General features: G+C 58.2%; 13 protein-coding genes. 7 read left to right on the top strand and 6 right to left on the bottom strand.

Going from position 1 to position 16,749, the window contains the following annotated elements; all coding sequences use genetic code 11:
* The 3 genes from VNM72_06900 to VNM72_06890 form a co-directional block, all read left to right on the top strand.
* Nucleotides 1-186, top strand: a 186-nt coding sequence (locus VNM72_06900) for a TspO/MBR family protein (GenBank protein ID HXF05128.1), incomplete at its 5' end; no start/stop codon positions are given.
* Nucleotides 183-926 (top strand): SDR family oxidoreductase, encoded by a 744-nt coding sequence (locus VNM72_06895; protein ID HXF05127.1) that lies wholly within the window; start codon nucleotides 183-185, stop codon nucleotides 924-926. The genes VNM72_06900 and VNM72_06895, both read left to right, overlap by 4 nt.
* Nucleotides 927-979: 53 nt before the next feature.
* Nucleotides 980-1,438 carry an SRPBCC family protein gene (locus tag VNM72_06890; GenBank protein ID HXF05126.1) on the top strand — a complete coding sequence of 153 codons (459 nt, stop codon included), beginning with the start codon at nucleotides 980-982 and terminating at the stop codon, nucleotides 1,436-1,438.
* 54 nt (nucleotides 1,439-1,492) lie between these two features.
* On the opposite strand, the gene VNM72_06885 is transcribed toward VNM72_06890, so the two are convergent.
* The 3 genes from VNM72_06885 to VNM72_06875 all read right to left on the bottom strand — a co-directional run bounded on the left by VNM72_06885 (nucleotide 1,493) and on the right by VNM72_06875 (nucleotide 4,732).
* Nucleotides 1,493-2,992 carry a deoxyribodipyrimidine photo-lyase gene (locus tag VNM72_06885; protein HXF05125.1) on the bottom strand — a complete coding sequence of 500 codons (1,500 nt, stop codon included), beginning with the start codon at nucleotides 2,990-2,992 and terminating at the stop codon, nucleotides 1,493-1,495.
* A 338-nt stretch (nucleotides 2,993-3,330) separates the two neighbouring features.
* On the bottom strand, nucleotides 3,331-3,801 hold the full coding sequence (locus VNM72_06880; protein ID HXF05124.1) for a hypothetical protein: 471 nt from the start codon (nucleotides 3,799-3,801) through the stop codon (nucleotides 3,331-3,333).
* Between the two features lie 385 nt (nucleotides 3,802-4,186).
* Nucleotides 4,187-4,732 carry a cytochrome P460 family protein gene (locus VNM72_06875; protein HXF05123.1) on the bottom strand — a complete coding sequence of 182 codons (546 nt, stop codon included), beginning with the start codon at nucleotides 4,730-4,732 and terminating at the stop codon, nucleotides 4,187-4,189.
* 445 nt (nucleotides 4,733-5,177) lie between these two features.
* On the opposite strand from VNM72_06875, the gene VNM72_06870 reads away from it, so the two are divergent.
* From VNM72_06870 to VNM72_06855, 4 genes are all read left to right on the top strand, one after another.
* Nucleotides 5,178-7,673: a TonB-dependent receptor gene (locus VNM72_06870; protein ID HXF05122.1), complete on the top strand. Its 2,496-nt coding sequence runs from the start codon at nucleotides 5,178-5,180 to the stop codon at nucleotides 7,671-7,673.
* Between the two features lie 262 nt (nucleotides 7,674-7,935).
* A complete protein-coding gene (locus VNM72_06865) occupies nucleotides 7,936-9,651 on the top strand; it encodes a radical SAM protein (protein HXF05121.1) in 1,716 nt (571 codons plus the stop codon).
* Between the two features lie 9 nt (nucleotides 9,652-9,660).
* Nucleotides 9,661-10,434 (top strand): hypothetical protein, encoded by a 774-nt coding sequence (locus tag VNM72_06860; protein ID HXF05120.1) that lies wholly within the window; start codon nucleotides 9,661-9,663, stop codon nucleotides 10,432-10,434.
* Nucleotides 10,435-10,441: 7 nt separating this feature from the next.
* The gene (locus tag VNM72_06855) at nucleotides 10,442-11,146 is read left to right on the top strand and encodes a hypothetical protein (protein ID HXF05119.1); all 705 of its coding nucleotides are present in this window, start codon (nucleotides 10,442-10,444) and stop codon (nucleotides 11,144-11,146) included.
* A 164-nt stretch (nucleotides 11,147-11,310) separates the two neighbouring features.
* Here VNM72_06855 and mfd read toward each other — a convergent pair whose 3' ends face one another.
* The 3 genes from mfd to serS form a co-directional block, all read right to left on the bottom strand.
* Complete coding sequence (gene mfd, locus VNM72_06850; GenBank protein ID HXF05118.1) at nucleotides 11,311-14,937, bottom strand: transcription-repair coupling factor; 3,627 nt, start codon at nucleotides 14,935-14,937, stop codon at nucleotides 11,311-11,313.
* Nucleotides 14,938-15,426, bottom strand: a complete 489-nt coding sequence (rfaE2, locus tag VNM72_06845; GenBank protein ID HXF05117.1) for a D-glycero-beta-D-manno-heptose 1-phosphate adenylyltransferase — start codon at nucleotides 15,424-15,426, stop codon at nucleotides 14,938-14,940. It lies immediately after the preceding gene.
* Between the two features lie 62 nt (nucleotides 15,427-15,488).
* The coding region (serS, locus tag VNM72_06840; GenBank protein HXF05116.1) for a serine--tRNA ligase at nucleotides 15,489-16,749 on the bottom strand (1,261 nt) is incomplete at its 5' end.

Here is a 16,749-nt window from a genome sequence, read left to right as displayed (position 1 = left end):
TTCTTCGGGCTTCGCAATCCGGCAGCGGCGCTGGCCGAGATCCTTGCGCTCTGGGTGATGATTCTTTTGACGGCGATTTCCTTCTGGCGCGTCTCTTCAGTGGCGGGCTGGCTCATGGTCCCTTATCTGGCGTGGGTCAGTTTCGCCGCCGCTTTGAATTTCGCCATCTGGAGGATGAATCTGTGACCGATCCGCGTCATTACGTTGTGCTCGGCGCGACCGGCGGGATTGGCTCGGAGCTGTGCCGGAGGCTGGCAGTTAAAGGCGCGCGGCTGACGATCGGCGCCCGCAGCGAAACCAATTTGGTGAAACTGGCTGAAGAGCTGGACGCCCATGCTGTTGTCGTGGATGCGACTCGATCCGATCAGGTCGAGCATTTCTTCGCCGAAGCGATCCGTGCCCGGGGGCCAATATCGGGCGTCGTTCACTGTGTCGGCTCGTTGTTGCTTAAGCCGGCTCACCTGACGAGCGACGTCGAGTGGGCCGGGACGCTGGAGACGAATCTGACCTCGGCGTTCTTCGTTGTCCGCGCGGCGGCGCGCGCCATGATGCAAACTGGCGGATCCGTCGTCCTGGTTTCTTCCGTTGTCTCGCACGTGGGCTTAGCCAATCACGAAGCCATTGCGGCAGCCAAGGCTGGACTTATTGGTCTGATGCGCTCGGCTGCGGCTACCTATGCCCCTCGCGGCATTCGATTCAACGCTGTCGCTCCCGGTTTGGTTCGCACACCGCTGACGGCTCGGCTGACAAACAGCGAGAGCGCGCTCAGAGCTTCGGTAGCCATGCATCCGCTCGGGCGAATCGGCGAACCATCCGACGTGGCCTCGGCCATCGAGTGGCTCCTTGATCCCGCGCAGAGCTGGATCACCGGGATGGTCATCGCAGTGGACGGTGGATTAGGTGCCATTCGACCTCGACCGATGTGAACTTCGTGGAGAGAGCTCGGCACAATGGTTTAAATCAAACGTGCGAACATGTTATGCAATTGCATCGGATCTTCCGCCAGCAATGGGTGAAACAACCTGTGGACATCGTCTTCCCCTTCTTTGAGCGCCCGGAAAACCTCGCCCAAATCACTCCTCCGGAGCTTGGATTTGAATTGCTCACGCCATCTCCCGTCCCTATGCGGATGGGGACGCTCATTGACTACAGGATTCGGCTGCTTGGCATCCCCGTCCGATGGACGACATATATTGCCCTCTATGATCCCCCGCGGTGCTTCGTTGACGTCCAGTTGCGCGGGCCATATAGCTTCTGGCATCACACGCACCGATTCGAACCCAGAGAGGGAGGAACGCTGATCACGGACGAAGTGCTCTATGCACTGCCGCTTGGCCCCATCGGTAATCTCGCTCACCGGTTGTGGGTGAGACAGGAGTTGCAGCGCATATTCGATTACCGAAAACGCCGACTTGACTTGCTCTTCAATTCCCCGTGAAGAGAAGGACGCCTACCTGGCAGGCGTCGTCGGTGCATCGTCCGATCGGCGCTCTCAGCGAGGGCGAGACATTCTGGATCTCTCGCTTCGTGTGAGCTGCCTGTAGATCTCTTCGAACCGGCGTTTTCGCTCCATGTGATTGACGATGAGCCGAGGGTAATCTACGCCTATTCGCAGGCCGTGATGCTCTTGCTCCAGAGGGCTCATGGACCAGGGATCGTGTATATGCTCTGCGGGAAGGCGCTGCAGCTCTGGCAGCCATCGGCGAAGATATGTCCCATCGGGATCGTAGCGTCGGGACTGCAGGATGGGATTAAAAATCCGGAGCGGTCGTGCATCCACGCCCACGGAGGCTGACCACTGCCAGTTGCCCACGTTAGCGGCAAGCTCCCCGTCGAGGAGCTTGCTTCGGAAGTAGCGCTCGCCCCAGCGCCAGTCTATGTGCAGGTCCTTGACCAGAAACGAAGCGACGACCATCCGCGCGCGATTGTGCATGTAACCCGTTGTGTTCAGCTCCCGCATGGCGGCATCAACCAGGGGATACCCTGTGCGCCCTTCGCACCAGGCGTGAAAGTACTCCTCGCGGTTTTCCCAGGGGAAAGCATCGCCCCACGCCTGGAAGCTCTGCTGTACGGTTTGCGGGAAGTGCCAGAGCACGTGCTGGAAGAACTCGCGCCACGCCAGCTCAGCGATGAATTGTTCTGCGGATGCCCGTTCCGTCACATCGAGGCTTGGGTCCTCGATCAGGGCGACGGCATCAGCGTAAATGCGTCGGATCGAGATGGTGCCGAAGCGCAAGTGGGGGCTCAGGCGACTGGAGCCCTCATCATGTGCCGGAAAGTCGCGTCTCTGTTTGTAGTGTCTTAAGGCGGAGTCGCGAAATTGCTCCCACTGACTGTGGGCGGCGCCGCTCCCGGGCTCTACGGCCCAGCGCGAGATGGTGACGGATTTCTTCAAGCGTTCTGCTGTCGGCAAGGGCTCTGAGGTCAAACCCGGCACGGTCGGCAAATGTTTCGGGATGCCGTAGGGCGGGGCTTTGGATTGCCGGGCCCAGGCGCGATAGAAATGGCCGAAGACCGTATAGGGAGTGCCGGCCTTCGTCGCCAGTTCCCAGGGCTCTACGAGAACGTGATCCTTGAAGGAGCGGGCCTCGACGTCAAAGCTCTGAGCGAGTCGCTCAGCCCGCGCGTCGCGTTCGCGGGCATAAGGCTCATAGTCGCGATTGTAGTAGAGGGCGATCGGCCGAAGCTCCCGGAAAAGTTGCTCCAGGACGTCGTCTGGCCGCCCATATCGGATGATGAGCTGATTCCCAAGCAGCCGAAGTCGAGCGTCCAGGTCCTGGAGGCAGGCGGCCTGGAAATTAAATGCTGCCCCATCGGAAGGAAGTTCAGCGATCAAATCCTGGTCGGCGATAAATAAGCAAACGATCGGAACATTCTCCTGAGCCGCATGCCAGAGGGCAGCCTGGTCGTCCGCGCGCAGGTCGCGTCGGAACCAAACGATGATGGGGCGGGACGATCTCGAATTGCTCTCCGCCACATTTCTTTGCTTCATGATCTTCGTGTCTTCGCACTCAGAGTTCCACTCGTTCGGTCACTCGAAACCCTGAGCCAAATAGTATTTTAGAGCGTAGCTTCTGCGAAGCAATCCGTGCAACCCCGAGGCCGTTGAGGCGGAACTGCCGTGAGGGCAACGGCTTCGTCGCAAAAGCTCGCGCCGAGCGTATCTGCCGGCAATGAAGAAGCCGGATTCGCCCTTTCCGTCGAGCACCTCCGTCTTGCCAAATAGAGGTAGAGGGTTCCTAGAAACACCAGCCCGGCAGGTTGAGTTCTGTAACGGAAGCCGGATAAAAGCCCTTCCGGCTGAAATATCTTTCGTCAGCCTGGAGGAGCTTACGACGTGTCAGTTCGCCCCGCGTCGAGGGGCTTCTCATTTACATCGGGCAGTGACGTAGTAAACCGTAACGGGATCGAATGACTTCGGACCGACCGCCCCGTATCAATCCCGTGAAGCAGAACTCCGGCATCATGAAGGGCTTCGGCAGAAACCCTGTCTGAACCGAGGATCAGCCCCTGGAAGGTGAGGGAGTGAAGCATGCCCAGAGTGGCGACGGCAGAAACCCGGAATGAAGCGGTCACAGTTTCACCCTGGCGGGCGGCGTCGCGGTAGAAATTGGCAAAAATTTTGGTCAAGCCATCGTCGAATCCCCTGTGAAGTCGTCGGTTGGCAAACTCGATTTCATGGAAGATCTGGTAGAGGGCGCGACTGTGACCGATGGGGCGAATATATGCCCGAAATGCCCTGGTCAGGTACGTGACTTCATCTCTGCCGCGTTGGAGGGCCGCGGTCAGCTCCGTTTGCACCCCGTTTGCTGAGTCTCCCAGCCAATTGTGGGAAGTACGTCTTCCTTGCCATGAAAGCATTGAGCTGTGAAAGTACTGATAGGAGGTGCTGATCGCGACCCCGGCGGCGACGACGAATTTCAGAGACGGAAGCGTCGTGCAGTTTCTTTGTTCGAAGATGTCCCTGGCGGCTTCCAGGCAATTTCTCCCGGCAGGCCATGCCCTTGCGGGTTATGGGTTATTTGACTCCCCGGCTGCCCTTGTTCGATCCCCGGTTTTCCCTCCGCGGCGAACGATAGCGCACATCGGCTCGCTGTCAAGACGGGTATCTGGGCGGTTTTGCCCTTGATCTGACGGTTGCCTCCAACATGTCGCCAGGGAGTCATATCCCCCATCAGGGCTCTACTCACTTGACCAGTTGAGAGAAGACGTAATCCCGCTCTTTTTGTCCAGCGTGGCAATTGAAGCAGGCCGAGGCGACGTCGGCGTTCTTGATGAGCGGCTTGCGCGTCTCGGGATCAAACGCCTGGAAGCCCCAGCCTCCCGTTTGGGGGAACCGATTCCGATCTTTGACCATGATGGCTTCAACTTTTTTCTTCCCCGCGACGTAAGCGCCCTGCTCGTTGACCGCCTCGTAGAGGACGAAGACGAGCTGGCTGCCGTCAGGATACTGACCACCAGTCTGACTGGCCCGAACGCCTGTGGCGTTGACATAGATGTGATGAATTCCGCCGAAGGATTTATAGAGAGGATGTTTTTCATCGAAAATCACCATGCTTTTGACGTGCGTCCATTGTCGGTAATCGGGCAAGGTTAATCGTTCGACGTCTCCACTCGGCTGCTCGGCGAGGGCCGGTCGGACGGCGCTCATTTGGGAACCACTCCGAGCAACGAGCAAAAGTCCCAGAAGCATCGTCAGAGATGCGAGTTTCCAATCTCTCTTCCTCATCATCGTTCCTCCTGTGTTAAGGATAGACGGCTCCGTGCGTATCCGAAGCCGCTTGTCCGTTGCTTTCATCTCGATTTTCTACATTAGAAGCGAACGGAGAGACTGTCAATTAGGCACTTTTCAGTACTCTGGTTACCGAAAAGTGAGCTAGGCAGGGAAGGATTTGCCTCGTTATTCATCCCACCTGCATGCCATGCCCCGAGGAAAGTTTTGCTGCATAGCCGGCGAGATTATCCCACGCGAGTCGAAGGGGGGTACATCTCACCGCACATGACTTTGATTTGCCCGGTAGGCGACGAGGGAGGGAGACTCTCCCTTGTGCCTCGAGACCTCTTCGGTGAGAATATTGCTGTTGTCGGCTTCGCAAGGGGCCTGCTCCTGGAACCCAACAGGGAGGTGTCGTGGGGACGAGAAGGATTGAGTTGGGAAGGAGAAGGAGATGCAAGTGATGCCTTCATGCCATGCAAGGAACTTCCTCATCTGCCTCGCTTCGGCCATTGTGATCGTCCTCGTAAACATAACTTTGGCGGATGCATTTCAGATCGGGAAGCTTCATGGAATCGTTACGAGTCGAGGATCCGATGGCCAGTCGGTCTATCTGGTCGGTGCACGGATCACCCTGCAGAGAGAGGATCTGGGAGTATCGCTGACGACCTCAACGGACCAGCGAGGGGAATTCCTGCTGGACAATCTCCCCGGGGGGAACTACCGGCTGAGAGTTGAGATGGAAGGGTTCACATCGGCGACTCATTCCGTAACGATCACGCCCGGGGGTGTCGCGGAAGTCCGCGTCGAGCTGGAGCCGGCACCGATTACCGGTGAAGTGACCGTCACCCCGGAGGCCGAGACCGTCAATCGAACGGAATCAACGACGCCAGGGATCGTCCAGGAGCGCACGTTGCAAAATGCGCCGCTTGTGAACGAACGGTTCCAGGATGCGCTGCCGCTTTTGCCCGGCGTCGTGCGGGGTCCTGATGGGCTCATCAACATCAAAGGAGCGCGGGTGAGCCAAAGCGGTTACCTCGTCAATAGCGCCAACGTAACGGATCCGGTGACGGGCTCATTCGCCATCAATCTGCCGGTTGATGCGATTGAGGATGTGCAGGTCCTCTCAAGTCCTTATGCCGCGGAATATGGTCGCTTCACCGGGGCCGTGACGGCCGTATCTACCCGATCGAGTGGGGATCGGTGGGAATTTAAAATTCAAAGTATCCTCCCCCGACTTCGGCACCGAGGAGATAAGATCGTAGGCATCGAAGCATTCACCCCCCGGTTGTTTTTCGGCGGACCCCTGGTGAAGAATCGGCTCAGCCTGGCTCAAAGCTTCGAATACCGGTTCGTCCGCACGGAAATCGAAAGCCTTCCTCCATTGAAAAATGATACGGTCCTGGAAAGTTTCGACTCGTTCAGTCATTTTACTCTCCGACTGACGCCAAACAATGAGGCGACCATCACCCTCTCGCTCTATCCCCAGAAGAACCAGTTTGTCAATCTGAATACATTCAACCCACAGCCGGTGACGCCCAATTTCAAGCAACGCGGGTTCAATCTGGCCATCCTGGATCGAGCTATTTTTTCCAGCGGATCGCTCCTTGAGTCCCTTCTTAGCCTCAAGCAATATGATGCGAATGTGTTCCCCAACGCGGAAGAACCGATGACCCTCTTCCCGGAAGGGAATTTCGGGGGCTTTTTCAACCGGCAGGATCGGGAGAGCTTCCGCTACCAGTGGTACCAGGTATACCACCTGGCGCCGAAAATGTGGTCCGGCCAGCACAATCTGAAACTCGGGTTGGATGTCAGTCGCAGTACCTACCGGGGCAGGATCGTCAACAATCTGGTGCGTATCCTGAGGGAGGATCGAACGCTGGCGGAGGGAATTGAGTTCAGCCATCCCGCTCGAGTTGGACGAAACAATACGGAACTGAGCGCCTTCATCCAGGATAAGTGGTTGGTGACGCCACGGCTTACGCTCGATCTCGGTCTACGCTATGAACGTGATGGTGTTGCCCGGCAGGAGAATTTCGCTCCCCGTCTTGGGTTTGTGATTGTTCCCTGGCACGCCGGGCACACGGCAATTCGGGGAGGATTCGGCATCTTCTTCGACAAGATCCCTTTGAATGTGGCGACCTTTGACCAGATGCCACACCGAATAGTTACCCGATTCGCGCCCGACGGACAAACCATCGTGGACGGTCCCCGTGCTTTTCTTCATCGCATTGATGGAGGTCGGGTTGAAACTCCCTACAGTCTCGCCTGGAGCCTGGAGATAGATCGAGAGGTCACGGGACGACTCATGGTACGACTGGGCTATCACCAGCGGGAGGGGCGACGCGAGCATCTGGTCGAGCCCGTTGGAGGAGACGGCGGCACCGGCTATTTGGTCCTTATGAGCGGCGGGCGGTCTCACTACCGTGAGCTTCAGATCACGACGCGCTATAAGCTGGGCGAGCAAAGCACGTTGTTCGCATCCTATGTCCGATCACGGGCGACGGGTGATCTCAATACCTTTGACGCCTTTTTCGGGAATTTTCCCTCTCCGATCATTCGGAAGAATGAACGGTCTCTGCTTCCTTTCGATGTCCCCCACCGGTTTTTATTTTGGGGGGATCTGGCACTTCCCTGGGACATTCAGGCGCTGCCTGTTCTGGAGATACGGAATGGATTCCCTTTCTCTCTGGTGGATGGTGAGTGGAATTTCCTGGGGCCACGAAATCGAGGCGGTCGGTTCCCGACTTTTGCCTCGCTTGATCTCCAGATGACCAAGGGACTGGTCATACCGTTTCGGGGAAAGAAGTATCGCTTCCGGGCGGGCGTAAAGATTTTCAATATCCTCAATCACTTCAATCCGCGAGACGTGCAAAACAACGTTGCCAGCCCGCTCTTTGGGAGTTTCTTCAACGGAGTGGGGCGGGTGTTTCGAGCGAAATTCGTCTTCGGATTCTGACGATTCTGGCGGGGGACATTTTGTAAACGAAATTGATAAGAAAATCCTTGACATGGAAATGACATTCTGGCTAAATAGAACTTCAACTTTTCGCCGGATGGGAGGGATCGCACATGATTGCGCTCACCTCGTTCCTCTTATTGCTGGAAAGGAAAGGTGATCGCCTCAGCGCGCAGGTTGTCACCTGAAAGAGGTTCACCATCTGGTGACCGATGATTTTGGGTGGCTATCTGCCGTAATCCTACGGAGGAGAGACGAGCCTATGTATATCAAAAACACATCGCAAAAGGTAATGACCTATAAGCGACCGCAAGCGAGCCGGGTGACGGCCAGCTTGCCACGCGTGCATCATGCCCTGGAGGACATCTTGTCCAATCCGCATGTGCGAAAGGTCCTGCTGAAGATCACCAAGAGGGATCGAGATGGCAAGTGTTTTCTTCAACGACTGTGCGAAAACTACGATAATCCCCATCTGAGCTGGTGGGAAAGGCTGCGATGGGCAGTGCCGACGGCCATAATTGACCTGGCCTTAAAGCGGGCGGGATTGGATAAGGAGACGATGAAGCAGCATCTGTTTCATCACCCGCCCACGGTGAAATCGTTGGTGCTGACGGCCAAGAGCATCGGCACCTATGGGTTGACGGTGCCGCAGCGATTTACCGCGCCATTGTTTACGGTATGGAACATCACGCAGGCATGTAATCTGACCTGCAAGCATTGTTATCAGGATGCCAAGCATAAGCCTCTGGCCGATGAGTTAACGACCGAGGAGAAACTCGATCTGCTCGATCAGATGGCCGATGAGTGGGTTCCATTTGTGGCATTCGCCGGAGGGGAGCCACTTATTGCCCGTGATCTGTGGGAAGTGCTGGCCAAGTGCCGTGAGCGTGGCTTCCATGTGACGATTGCCACCAATGGAATGCTGCTCACGCCGGAGATGTGCGCCCGATTGAAGGAAGCTGGAGTGAAATACATTGAGGTGAGCATTGACAGCCTCAATCCGGAGGAGCACGATGAGTTTCGCGGGATGAAGGGAGCCTGGGCGCGTTCGATTCAAGGCATCAAGAATTCTGTCGCGGCGGGCATCCGCACCGGGATGGCGACCTGCTTCACGCGGGAGACGGTGCACACGGTGGATGATGTCATACAATTTGCCATTGACCTGGGGTGCAAGACGTTTGCCCATTTCAACTTCATCCCGGTGGGACGCGGCAAGGAGATCATGCACCACGATCTGACGCCGAGCCAGCGGGAGTTGCTCATGCGGAAGCTCCAGCGGCATTTGCAAGAGGGGAAGATCAATATCATTTCGACGGCCCCGCAGTTTGGCCGATCCTGTATCGTCTATGGATCGGACGATGGCTTCTTCGCCACCGGGCATGCCGGCAAGGGCGAAGGACGCAAGACCATGGTCCTGTCGCGCTATATCGGTGGCTGTGGAGCTGGACGGTGCTACTGTTCTATCCAGCCTAACGGTATCATCAATGCCTGTGTTTACATCCCCTCGGAGGAAGTGGGCGACATCCGCCGGCAGAGCTTCAAGGAGATCTGGGATAATGCCCTGTTCCACACGTTGCAGGACCGGGATGATCGGGGAGATCACTGTGGCGTCTGCGATTACAAGCATTATTGCGGCGGCTGTCGGGCGCGCTCGCTCTCTTACACGGGAGACATTCAAGCGGGTGATCCGGGCTGCGTCTACAATTACCTCGAGTGGCAGGAGCTGACGACGAGCGCGGAGCGGCAGATTCGGCTGCCGGTCCTGCAATCGGTGGGGAGCAACGGAGGGTGCGGCAGCACCTGCGGGACGCCATCGCCCCACTTTGTGCAGCTCACCTCGGCTCTGAGCGCCGCGGCGGTGGCAACAGTGCGGGCAGCGGCGGAAGCCGGTATCCCTACCGGCCTCACCGATGATGAGATCCGCGACATCGAGGACATCGGCGATCGCTTCGTCAAGCTCTTCAGCCGTCCTAACTGATCGGGATAGATGCGGAGAAGAGATCCCGCGCCTCTTCTCCGCAAACCCGGATTACAACGATCCTCGGCATTTGAGGCAATGGAAGCTGTTGCACCTTCGCTCATTAACGGGCTTCACTTCCGGCTCGTCTTCTTCGACTATGTCTACATGATGGGGGAGTTCCTCAGCGCGTTGAGCGAGCTTCACGTAAAAATCCAGCTCATTGACCGCTATTGCAGCAAGGTCCTCCATAATCTTAAGTTGATGGAGCGGCGGCGGGCGCCAGAGGCGGAGATTCGAGAATTCATTCGCCGCGAAAATGCGGAGCTGGTAGCGGGCCTCAAACGTCACAACATTTTTTACGATAAATACCGGCTGAGACTCTTGCGCTTGATTCATCAGGGAACGGAAGGAGAGTTGCTGGTTGAAGATTCCTACAACGGATCACAATTCGTCGTTCCGGTGAAACGGGTCCTGGACCGGCTTCTTCAGCACGTCTTTGACAGCACGCCCGTGCAAGAGATGAACCTTTTCTCGCTTGAACAGGATGTCGTTGCTTTGACGAGCGGGATGGACGAGCGGCCGGGGGATACGGCGCAGCAGGTTCTCATTCAACTGGAGGACGCGGCTCGAAACGTTCACGTTTACGTGAAGAAGGAGAAAATCGCCTCGGTCCAGTATCTGTCCTCGGGACGAGTCGTCTCAGATCCGGACATCATCTCTCAGGCGGAGTCACAACCCTCAGATAAGGACCGGTTTTTGAACGATCCTCTGGTTCGGTCGTTGTTCGGGACAAGGAGGTAAGGGGTCTATGGCCGAAGTGATGAAGGCGAAGGAAGAGACTTCAGAGGAAGTCCAGCATGAAGTCTGCGGATGGACGGGGACCTCAGCCGTGAGGGCGTATGCGGAAGTGGCTGCCACAGCCGAAGCGCCGACGGAAACGCGACGGGATGTCGCCCAGGTGACGCTTTCCACGCTTGGCGATGTGTCGGTGGCAGCGTCGGATGCATTGACTGCCCTGGCACCCGTCCCCAAGCACACGCGGTGGATCCCCATAGCGCTTATCGGTGTGGCCAGTTATGCCGTGAGCGTCGCTTTTGCCTGGTGGGTTCTGGAAAATCTCTCCCCGCGCGCTTCTTTTGCGGTTATTCCTGTCGTCCCGGTCCTCATCGTAATGGCCGTCTTCTGGCGGCGGCAGCGATGGAAGTTTCGCGCCCGAGAATGGCAGTCGAAATTTAAAATGTGGGAGGAAGCTCTTGATTCCCTCGGCTATGAAGCAATAAACGCTGTCAACGCCATCCGGGCCAATCTCATTGGCTTCCGACTGAGTAATCCCCATGTACTTGCCCCCGAACACCTGGAGATCATTGAGCAAGCAACCCAGCGAATTGAACGGGCAGTACGAAAATCGGAAGATCCCGTTGCCTGGTGGATCGCAAAGAAGACGAAAAAGAGCGGCGCTGGCGAAGATCCCACACGCGTGGGGGAGGAGACGCGCAGTCGCATCGCTCTCTAGGGCAGTTTGCCCATGAGTTGCCCCTGAGAGCGCGCTTTCTCACGTGCCTCTGCCAGTGCCTCCCGCCAAAAGCAACGAAGAAAGCGAGGGACGGCGATTCCTGTGATTGGGTTGCTCCCCGGTAACGCTCGATAGCCACCGCTTCGGCAGACGAGCGACTATCACTACTGGTTCTCTTTGGGGGATGGAGAGAACGCACTCCTGAGGTCGTCCCAGGGGATTCGAGCCGTTCCATCGCCCCTGACGACGATCCGCCCGAATCGGGACGTGAAAGAGGCGATCCGTTGACGCGACCCCATCGCCTGAGGAGCGAAAGTAACGATCACCTCCGAACCCCGACGCGTCAACGAGAGGACGCCGCAACGGGCGGCCTCTCGGCGCAGCCGCGAGACAAAGAAGAGATTTTCCACCGATTCCGGTAAAGGCCCATAACGATCGGTCAGTTCGTCTCGTAAAGCCGCCATCGCGTCCTCATCCTTCAGCGTGGAAATCCGCTTGTAGACCTGAAGGCGCTGTCCCATATCAGGGATGTATTCGGGTGGAATGCGGAGATCCAGACCAAGTGAGACCTCGGTGTTCGTCTCCTCCTCGATGGGCTGGCCCCGGAGTTCCTGAATCGCGCGTTCGAGAAGCTGACAGTAAAGCTCAAAACCTATGGCTCGAATATGGCCGGATTGTTCGGGTCCGAGAAGGTTCCCCGCGCCGCGGAGTTCGAGGTCGAGGGCCGCCAGTCGGAATCCCGCTCCGAGGTCCGAGAACTCCTTGAGCGCTGCCAGGCGCTTGCGGGCCGTCGGCGACAGCGTGTCGTCAGGAGAAATGAGCAAGTAGGCATAGGCGCGACGGTCCGAACGTCCCACCCGCCCCCGCAGTTGATAGAGGTCCGCCAGACCGAACCGATCCGCATGGTTGATGATGATGGTGTTCGCCCGGGGAATGTCTATTCCGTTCTCGATGATGGTCGTACTGACCAGCACGTCGAGGTCTCCCTGGACGAACCGGAGCATTGTTTTCTCCAACTCTCGCTCAGGTAGCTCGGCGTGGGTGACTCCCACGCGAGCGTGAGGCACGAGCCGTTTCACCAGTTGGGCTATCGTGTAGATGGATTCGATACGCTTGTGGATAAAGAACACCTGTCCGTCGCGTTCCAGCTCTCGCTCAATCGCTGCCCGGATGAGGTCAGGGGAGAAGGGCGCCACGATGGTTTGAATGGCCAGTCGGTCGCGGGGGGGCGTCTGAATGACGGATAGGTCGCGCAAGCCGAGCAGCGCCATGTTAAGCGTGCGCGGTATCGGCGTTGCCGTCAGGGTGAGAACATCCACGCGATACTTCAACTGCTTGAGCTTCTCCTTGTGCGAGACGCCGAAGCGTTGCTCCTCATCCACGATCACCAGGCCGAGATCCCGAAATCGAACGTCGCGGCTGAGCAGGCGGTGCGTCCCGATGACAATGTCAATCGTTCCTTCTTCCAGCCCGCGAAGGATGGCCTGTCGCTGTTGTGCTGGCCGGATGCGGGATAAGACGCCGATCTGAACGGGGAAGGGAGCAAACCTCCGGGTGAACGTGCGGTAATGCTGTTCGGCGAGCACTGTGGTCGGCACGAGCACGGCCACTTGTTTGCCCTCCATCACCGCCTTGAAAGCCGCTCGCATCGCCACCTCGGTCTTTCCGAACCCCACATCGCCGCAGAGGAGCCGATCCATCGGAATGGGTCGCTCCATATCGGCTTTCACTTCTTCGATGGCTCGTTGCTGGTCGGGTGTCAGCTCGTATTCAAATCTCGCCTCGAACTCCTTTTGCCATTCCGTATCCGGACTGAAGGCGTGACCCGGCGCGAGTTTTCGTCGAGCATAAAGCGAGAGCAGCTCTTCGGCCAGGGCCCGAAGTGACCGCGCAACGCGCGCTTTGGTCCTCAGCCACGAGATCCCTCCCAGCCGGTCGAGGCGTGGTTCATGCCCATCTCCGCTCACATACTTCTGGACGAGATCGAGGCGTTCCACCGGCACATAGAGCTTGGCCCCTTCGGCGTAGGTGATCAGCATGAATTCGTGCGGTCCGCCTTCGGCATCGGGAAGAAGCACCAGTCCCTGAAACTGGCCGATGCCGTGATCAATGTGGACCACATAATCGCCGACTCTGAGATCGCGCAGATCGGGCAGGACCAGTTTCGCTCTCCTCGGTGGGGGTGCGGCTGCCGGGCCGGCTTCGAGGTCGCCGCTGATGTCGCTCTCGCTGAGTACAAGCAGTCGAGCGGCCGGAAGCTCAAAGCCACGCATGACGCTGCCCACGGTGATCAGAATCGGCCACCGGTCATGAGATGAAGGCATTGCCATATCGCCGCCCTCGGTGAAGCCCAGGCGCTCGACCGGTAGTCCTGATTCGATCAGAACCTGGCTCAATTGTCCTGCCGTCACTTTCGACCGCGCCGCGATGAGAGGCAGTGCCCGGTGTTCTCTTGCTTTCCGAATGTATTCGATGGTTTGATCAATCCGCCCGTGAAAGTGGGGCACCGTAATGGCCCGAATCTCAACGGCGTGTACATCGGCGGGGAGATCGAGGCTCACGGGAGGTCCTGCAGGAGCGGACGCAGGGCTGCCCCTCTCGGGGAAACCAATAGGTATCTTCGCTCCCTCTTCCACCGCGAGTGGCGTCGGACCGTAGGAGTACACCTCCACACGGGGCCGACGGGACAGCAGAAGGTGGTGCTCATCCTCGTTGAGGATGAACTGATCAGGTTCGAGCGCCAGGCGAGAGCCGTCATGTGCAGTTTCGTATTGAGCCGTCAAAAGCTCCCGCAGAGATCGGGTTTCTGCGATAAGCGTTGTGGGCTCCTCAAGGATCCACACGGCATCGGGGAGAAAATCAGCCACCGTCGCTTGAAGCGGTTTGACCAGAGGAAGCAAAAACTCCCAACCCGGAAACGGTTCCCCTGCTTCGGCCAACCGGCACCGAGAGCGAACGTCATGAGCAAATCGCGGTTCCGGCCATCGTGAGGGGGCGACAGTCGCCCACTGACGAAAATCCTCTGCTGTGGCGGCGTATTCCCACAAGGGGACCAGGCTCACGCTTTCGATCTTCTCCACCGACCGTTGCGTTTCGGGATCGAAGCGCCGCAGAGATTCGATCCGATCATCGCAGAACTCTACCCGAACAGGAAGCGGTTCCGTTGGCGGATAGACATCGAGGATACCCCCGCGGACGCTGAATTCACCGACGCTGCTGACCTCATCGGTCTGAACGTATCCCCCGCGTCGAAGCCGGGAGGTCACATCCTCGTAATCCGCTGTCTCACCGACGGTCAGGTCGGTGCCGAGGGCTGATATATCCGCTGGTGGGGGAACTTTCATCGCAAACGACGTCGGATGAATGAGCGTCACGAGTCCCCGGCCGCGACTGAGCCTGTAGAGGGTCGAGGCTCGAACTTCTCCGATCTCCGGGTGTGGGGAAACGCCGTCATAAGGTCTCACGTCGAGTGGCGGGAGGGTGAGAACGGTTTCGGGCGACGGGGGCCTGTCCGACAGGAGTTGAAGGAAAAACCTCACTTCGGCAGCGTAGGATTCTAGCTCTCGCTCCAGCGTCACGACGGCACATCGTCGCCCGGTTGCTCGCGCTATTGCGGCTACGGCGAGGGCTCGCGAACCGCGTGGATTCAACCCGATCACCGTAACGACCGGGGCATTTTCTCTCTCAAGACGAGCGAGGACCGAGGCGAACTCGCGCGACGAACGAAGGTGACGAAGGAGTACCTCTCCAGCGGTTCCGGGAGCGGACAGGTGGAGCGATTCAATGCTCATCTATGGCGAGACTGCTGAAAAAGTCCTGATGATGCGCTCGATCATCCGGGTCGTCGAATAGCCCGGCACGAACGGAAGGGAGAGAACCTGACCGCCGTGTGCCTGGACATCCTCTCGTCCGACGATCTCCTCAATGCTCCAGTCGCCTCCCTTGACGAGCACATCAGGCAGGAGCTTTCGGATCAGCTCGCGCGGGGTCAGCTCATCGAACGTCGTGACGTAATCAACCATCTCCAGAGCAGCGACAATCTCGCAGCGTTCCTCCTGGGAGAGAATGGGACGACCGGCTCCTTTGAGTTGACGGACCGAGCGATCGCTGTTGAGGGCGACGATCAGTACATCTCCCAGATGTTTGGCTTCGGCCAGGAGCCGAACGTGACCGGGGTGAAGGAGGTCGAAACATCCGTTGGTGAATACGACGCGTTTCCCTCGCTGCCGCAAGTCCTGGCGTATGGCGACGAGAGTCTCCGGATCAACAATAAGTCCCATACCCGAATCTTCCAGCCGTCCCCTTTTTTCGTCCCGATCCGCTCCTCACTCGCAGCATCAAGTTATTTTGCCGGTTCGATCCGCTCGCAGCCATCGAGGTAAGGACGGAGAGCGTGAGGGACGAGGACGGATCCATCGGCTTGCTGATAGTTCTCCAGAATGGCCAGCCACGTTCGTCCCACCGCGAGCCCTGATCCGTTGAGCGTGTGAACGTATTCCGGTTTTGCGCCGGGCCGTCGTCGGAACCGAATGTTTCCCCGGCGCGCTTGAAATGCCTCGCAGTTGGAGCAAGAGGAGATCTCCCGATACCGTTGCTGACTGGGAAGCCAGACCTCGATATCGTAAGTTTTAGCCGAAGCAAATCCCATGTCACCGGTGCACAGAACCACGACGCGATAGGGTAATCCCAATCGCTGGAGGATCGCTTCCGCGTGCCGGGTCAATTCCTCCAGTTGGTCGTAGGACTCTTCCGGTCGGCAGAATTTCACGAGTTCCACCTTGTCGAACTGATGCTGACGGATGAGACCGCGCACATCCTTGCCATAGCTGCCGGCTTCGCTACGGAAGCACGGCGTGTAGGCTGTGAGGCTGAGCGGTAGAGAATCCCCGTCGAGAATTTCATCCCGATAGAGATTGACCAGAGGGACTTCCGCCGTTGGAATGAGCCACAGTCCCCCCGAGAACAGTTTTCGCAGCGCGTCACCCGTCGGATCGGAGTCGGAAGCTGTTTCGCCTGCGGATTGGGCTCCCTGCCACCGAAGCACATCAGAGCGGTCAACGGCCCAGAAGAGATCGCCGGCGAATTTCGGGAGCTGCCCCGAGGCGAAAAGAGACTCCTCCTTCACCATGAAGGGGAGCCAGACTTCCCGATACCCGTGCTCGCGCGTATGGATGTCGAGCATGAAATTGATGAGAGCGCGTTCGAGTCGTGCTCCCAAGTCGCTCAGGACGGCAAATCGCGCGCCGGTGATCTTGGCCGCTCGTTCGAGATCGAGGATCCCGAGTCGCTGGCCGAGTTCGACGTGGTCGCGGGGCTCGAAATCAAATTCCCGGGGCGACCCCCAGCGGCGCACTTCGACATTGAATGTCTCATCGGTTCCCTGAGGGACCGAATCGTGGGGGAGGTTGGGAAGACCCGCCAGGAGCGAATGAAGCCCGGCCTCGCAGGCGGCGATATCGTCCTCCAGTCGTTTGATCTCCTCTCCAACCTGACGCAATCGAGCCCGCAGGGCCTCGGCTTCGGCGGTCGCGCCCGATCGGATGAGCCTGCCGATCTCTTCGCTGGCGCGATTGCGCTCGGCGCGAAGTGCATCGGCGCGGGCG

The organism is Blastocatellia bacterium (assembly GCA_035573895.1).
Lineage (GTDB): Bacteria > Acidobacteriota > Blastocatellia > HR10 > HR10 > DATLZR01.
Note: the sequence above shows the minus strand (reverse complement) of the source record. Positions and strands in the feature narration are given on the sequence as shown.

Coding starts and splice junctions, on each gene's coding strand:
- VNM72_06875 (HXF05123.1), bottom strand. CDS start 4,732: ATGATGAGGAAGAGAGATTGGAAACTCGCATCTCTGACGATGCTTCTG.
- VNM72_06885 (HXF05125.1), bottom strand. CDS start 2,992: ATGAAGCAAAGAAATGTGGCGGAGAGCAATTCGAGATCGTCCCGCCCC.
- mfd (HXF05118.1), bottom strand. CDS start 14,937: ATGAGCATTGAATCGCTCCACCTGTCCGCTCCCGGAACCGCTGGAGAG.
- rfaE2 (HXF05117.1), bottom strand. CDS start 15,426: ATGGGACTTATTGTTGATCCGGAGACTCTCGTCGCCATACGCCAGGAC.
- VNM72_06865 (HXF05121.1), top strand. CDS start 7,936: ATGTATATCAAAAACACATCGCAAAAGGTAATGACCTATAAGCGACCG.
- VNM72_06870 (HXF05122.1), top strand. CDS start 5,178: ATGCCTTCATGCCATGCAAGGAACTTCCTCATCTGCCTCGCTTCGGCC.
- VNM72_06855 (HXF05119.1), top strand. CDS start 10,442: ATGGCCGAAGTGATGAAGGCGAAGGAAGAGACTTCAGAGGAAGTCCAG.
- VNM72_06890 (HXF05126.1), top strand. CDS start 980: ATGCAATTGCATCGGATCTTCCGCCAGCAATGGGTGAAACAACCTGTG.
- VNM72_06860 (HXF05120.1), top strand. CDS start 9,661: ATGCGGAGAAGAGATCCCGCGCCTCTTCTCCGCAAACCCGGATTACAA.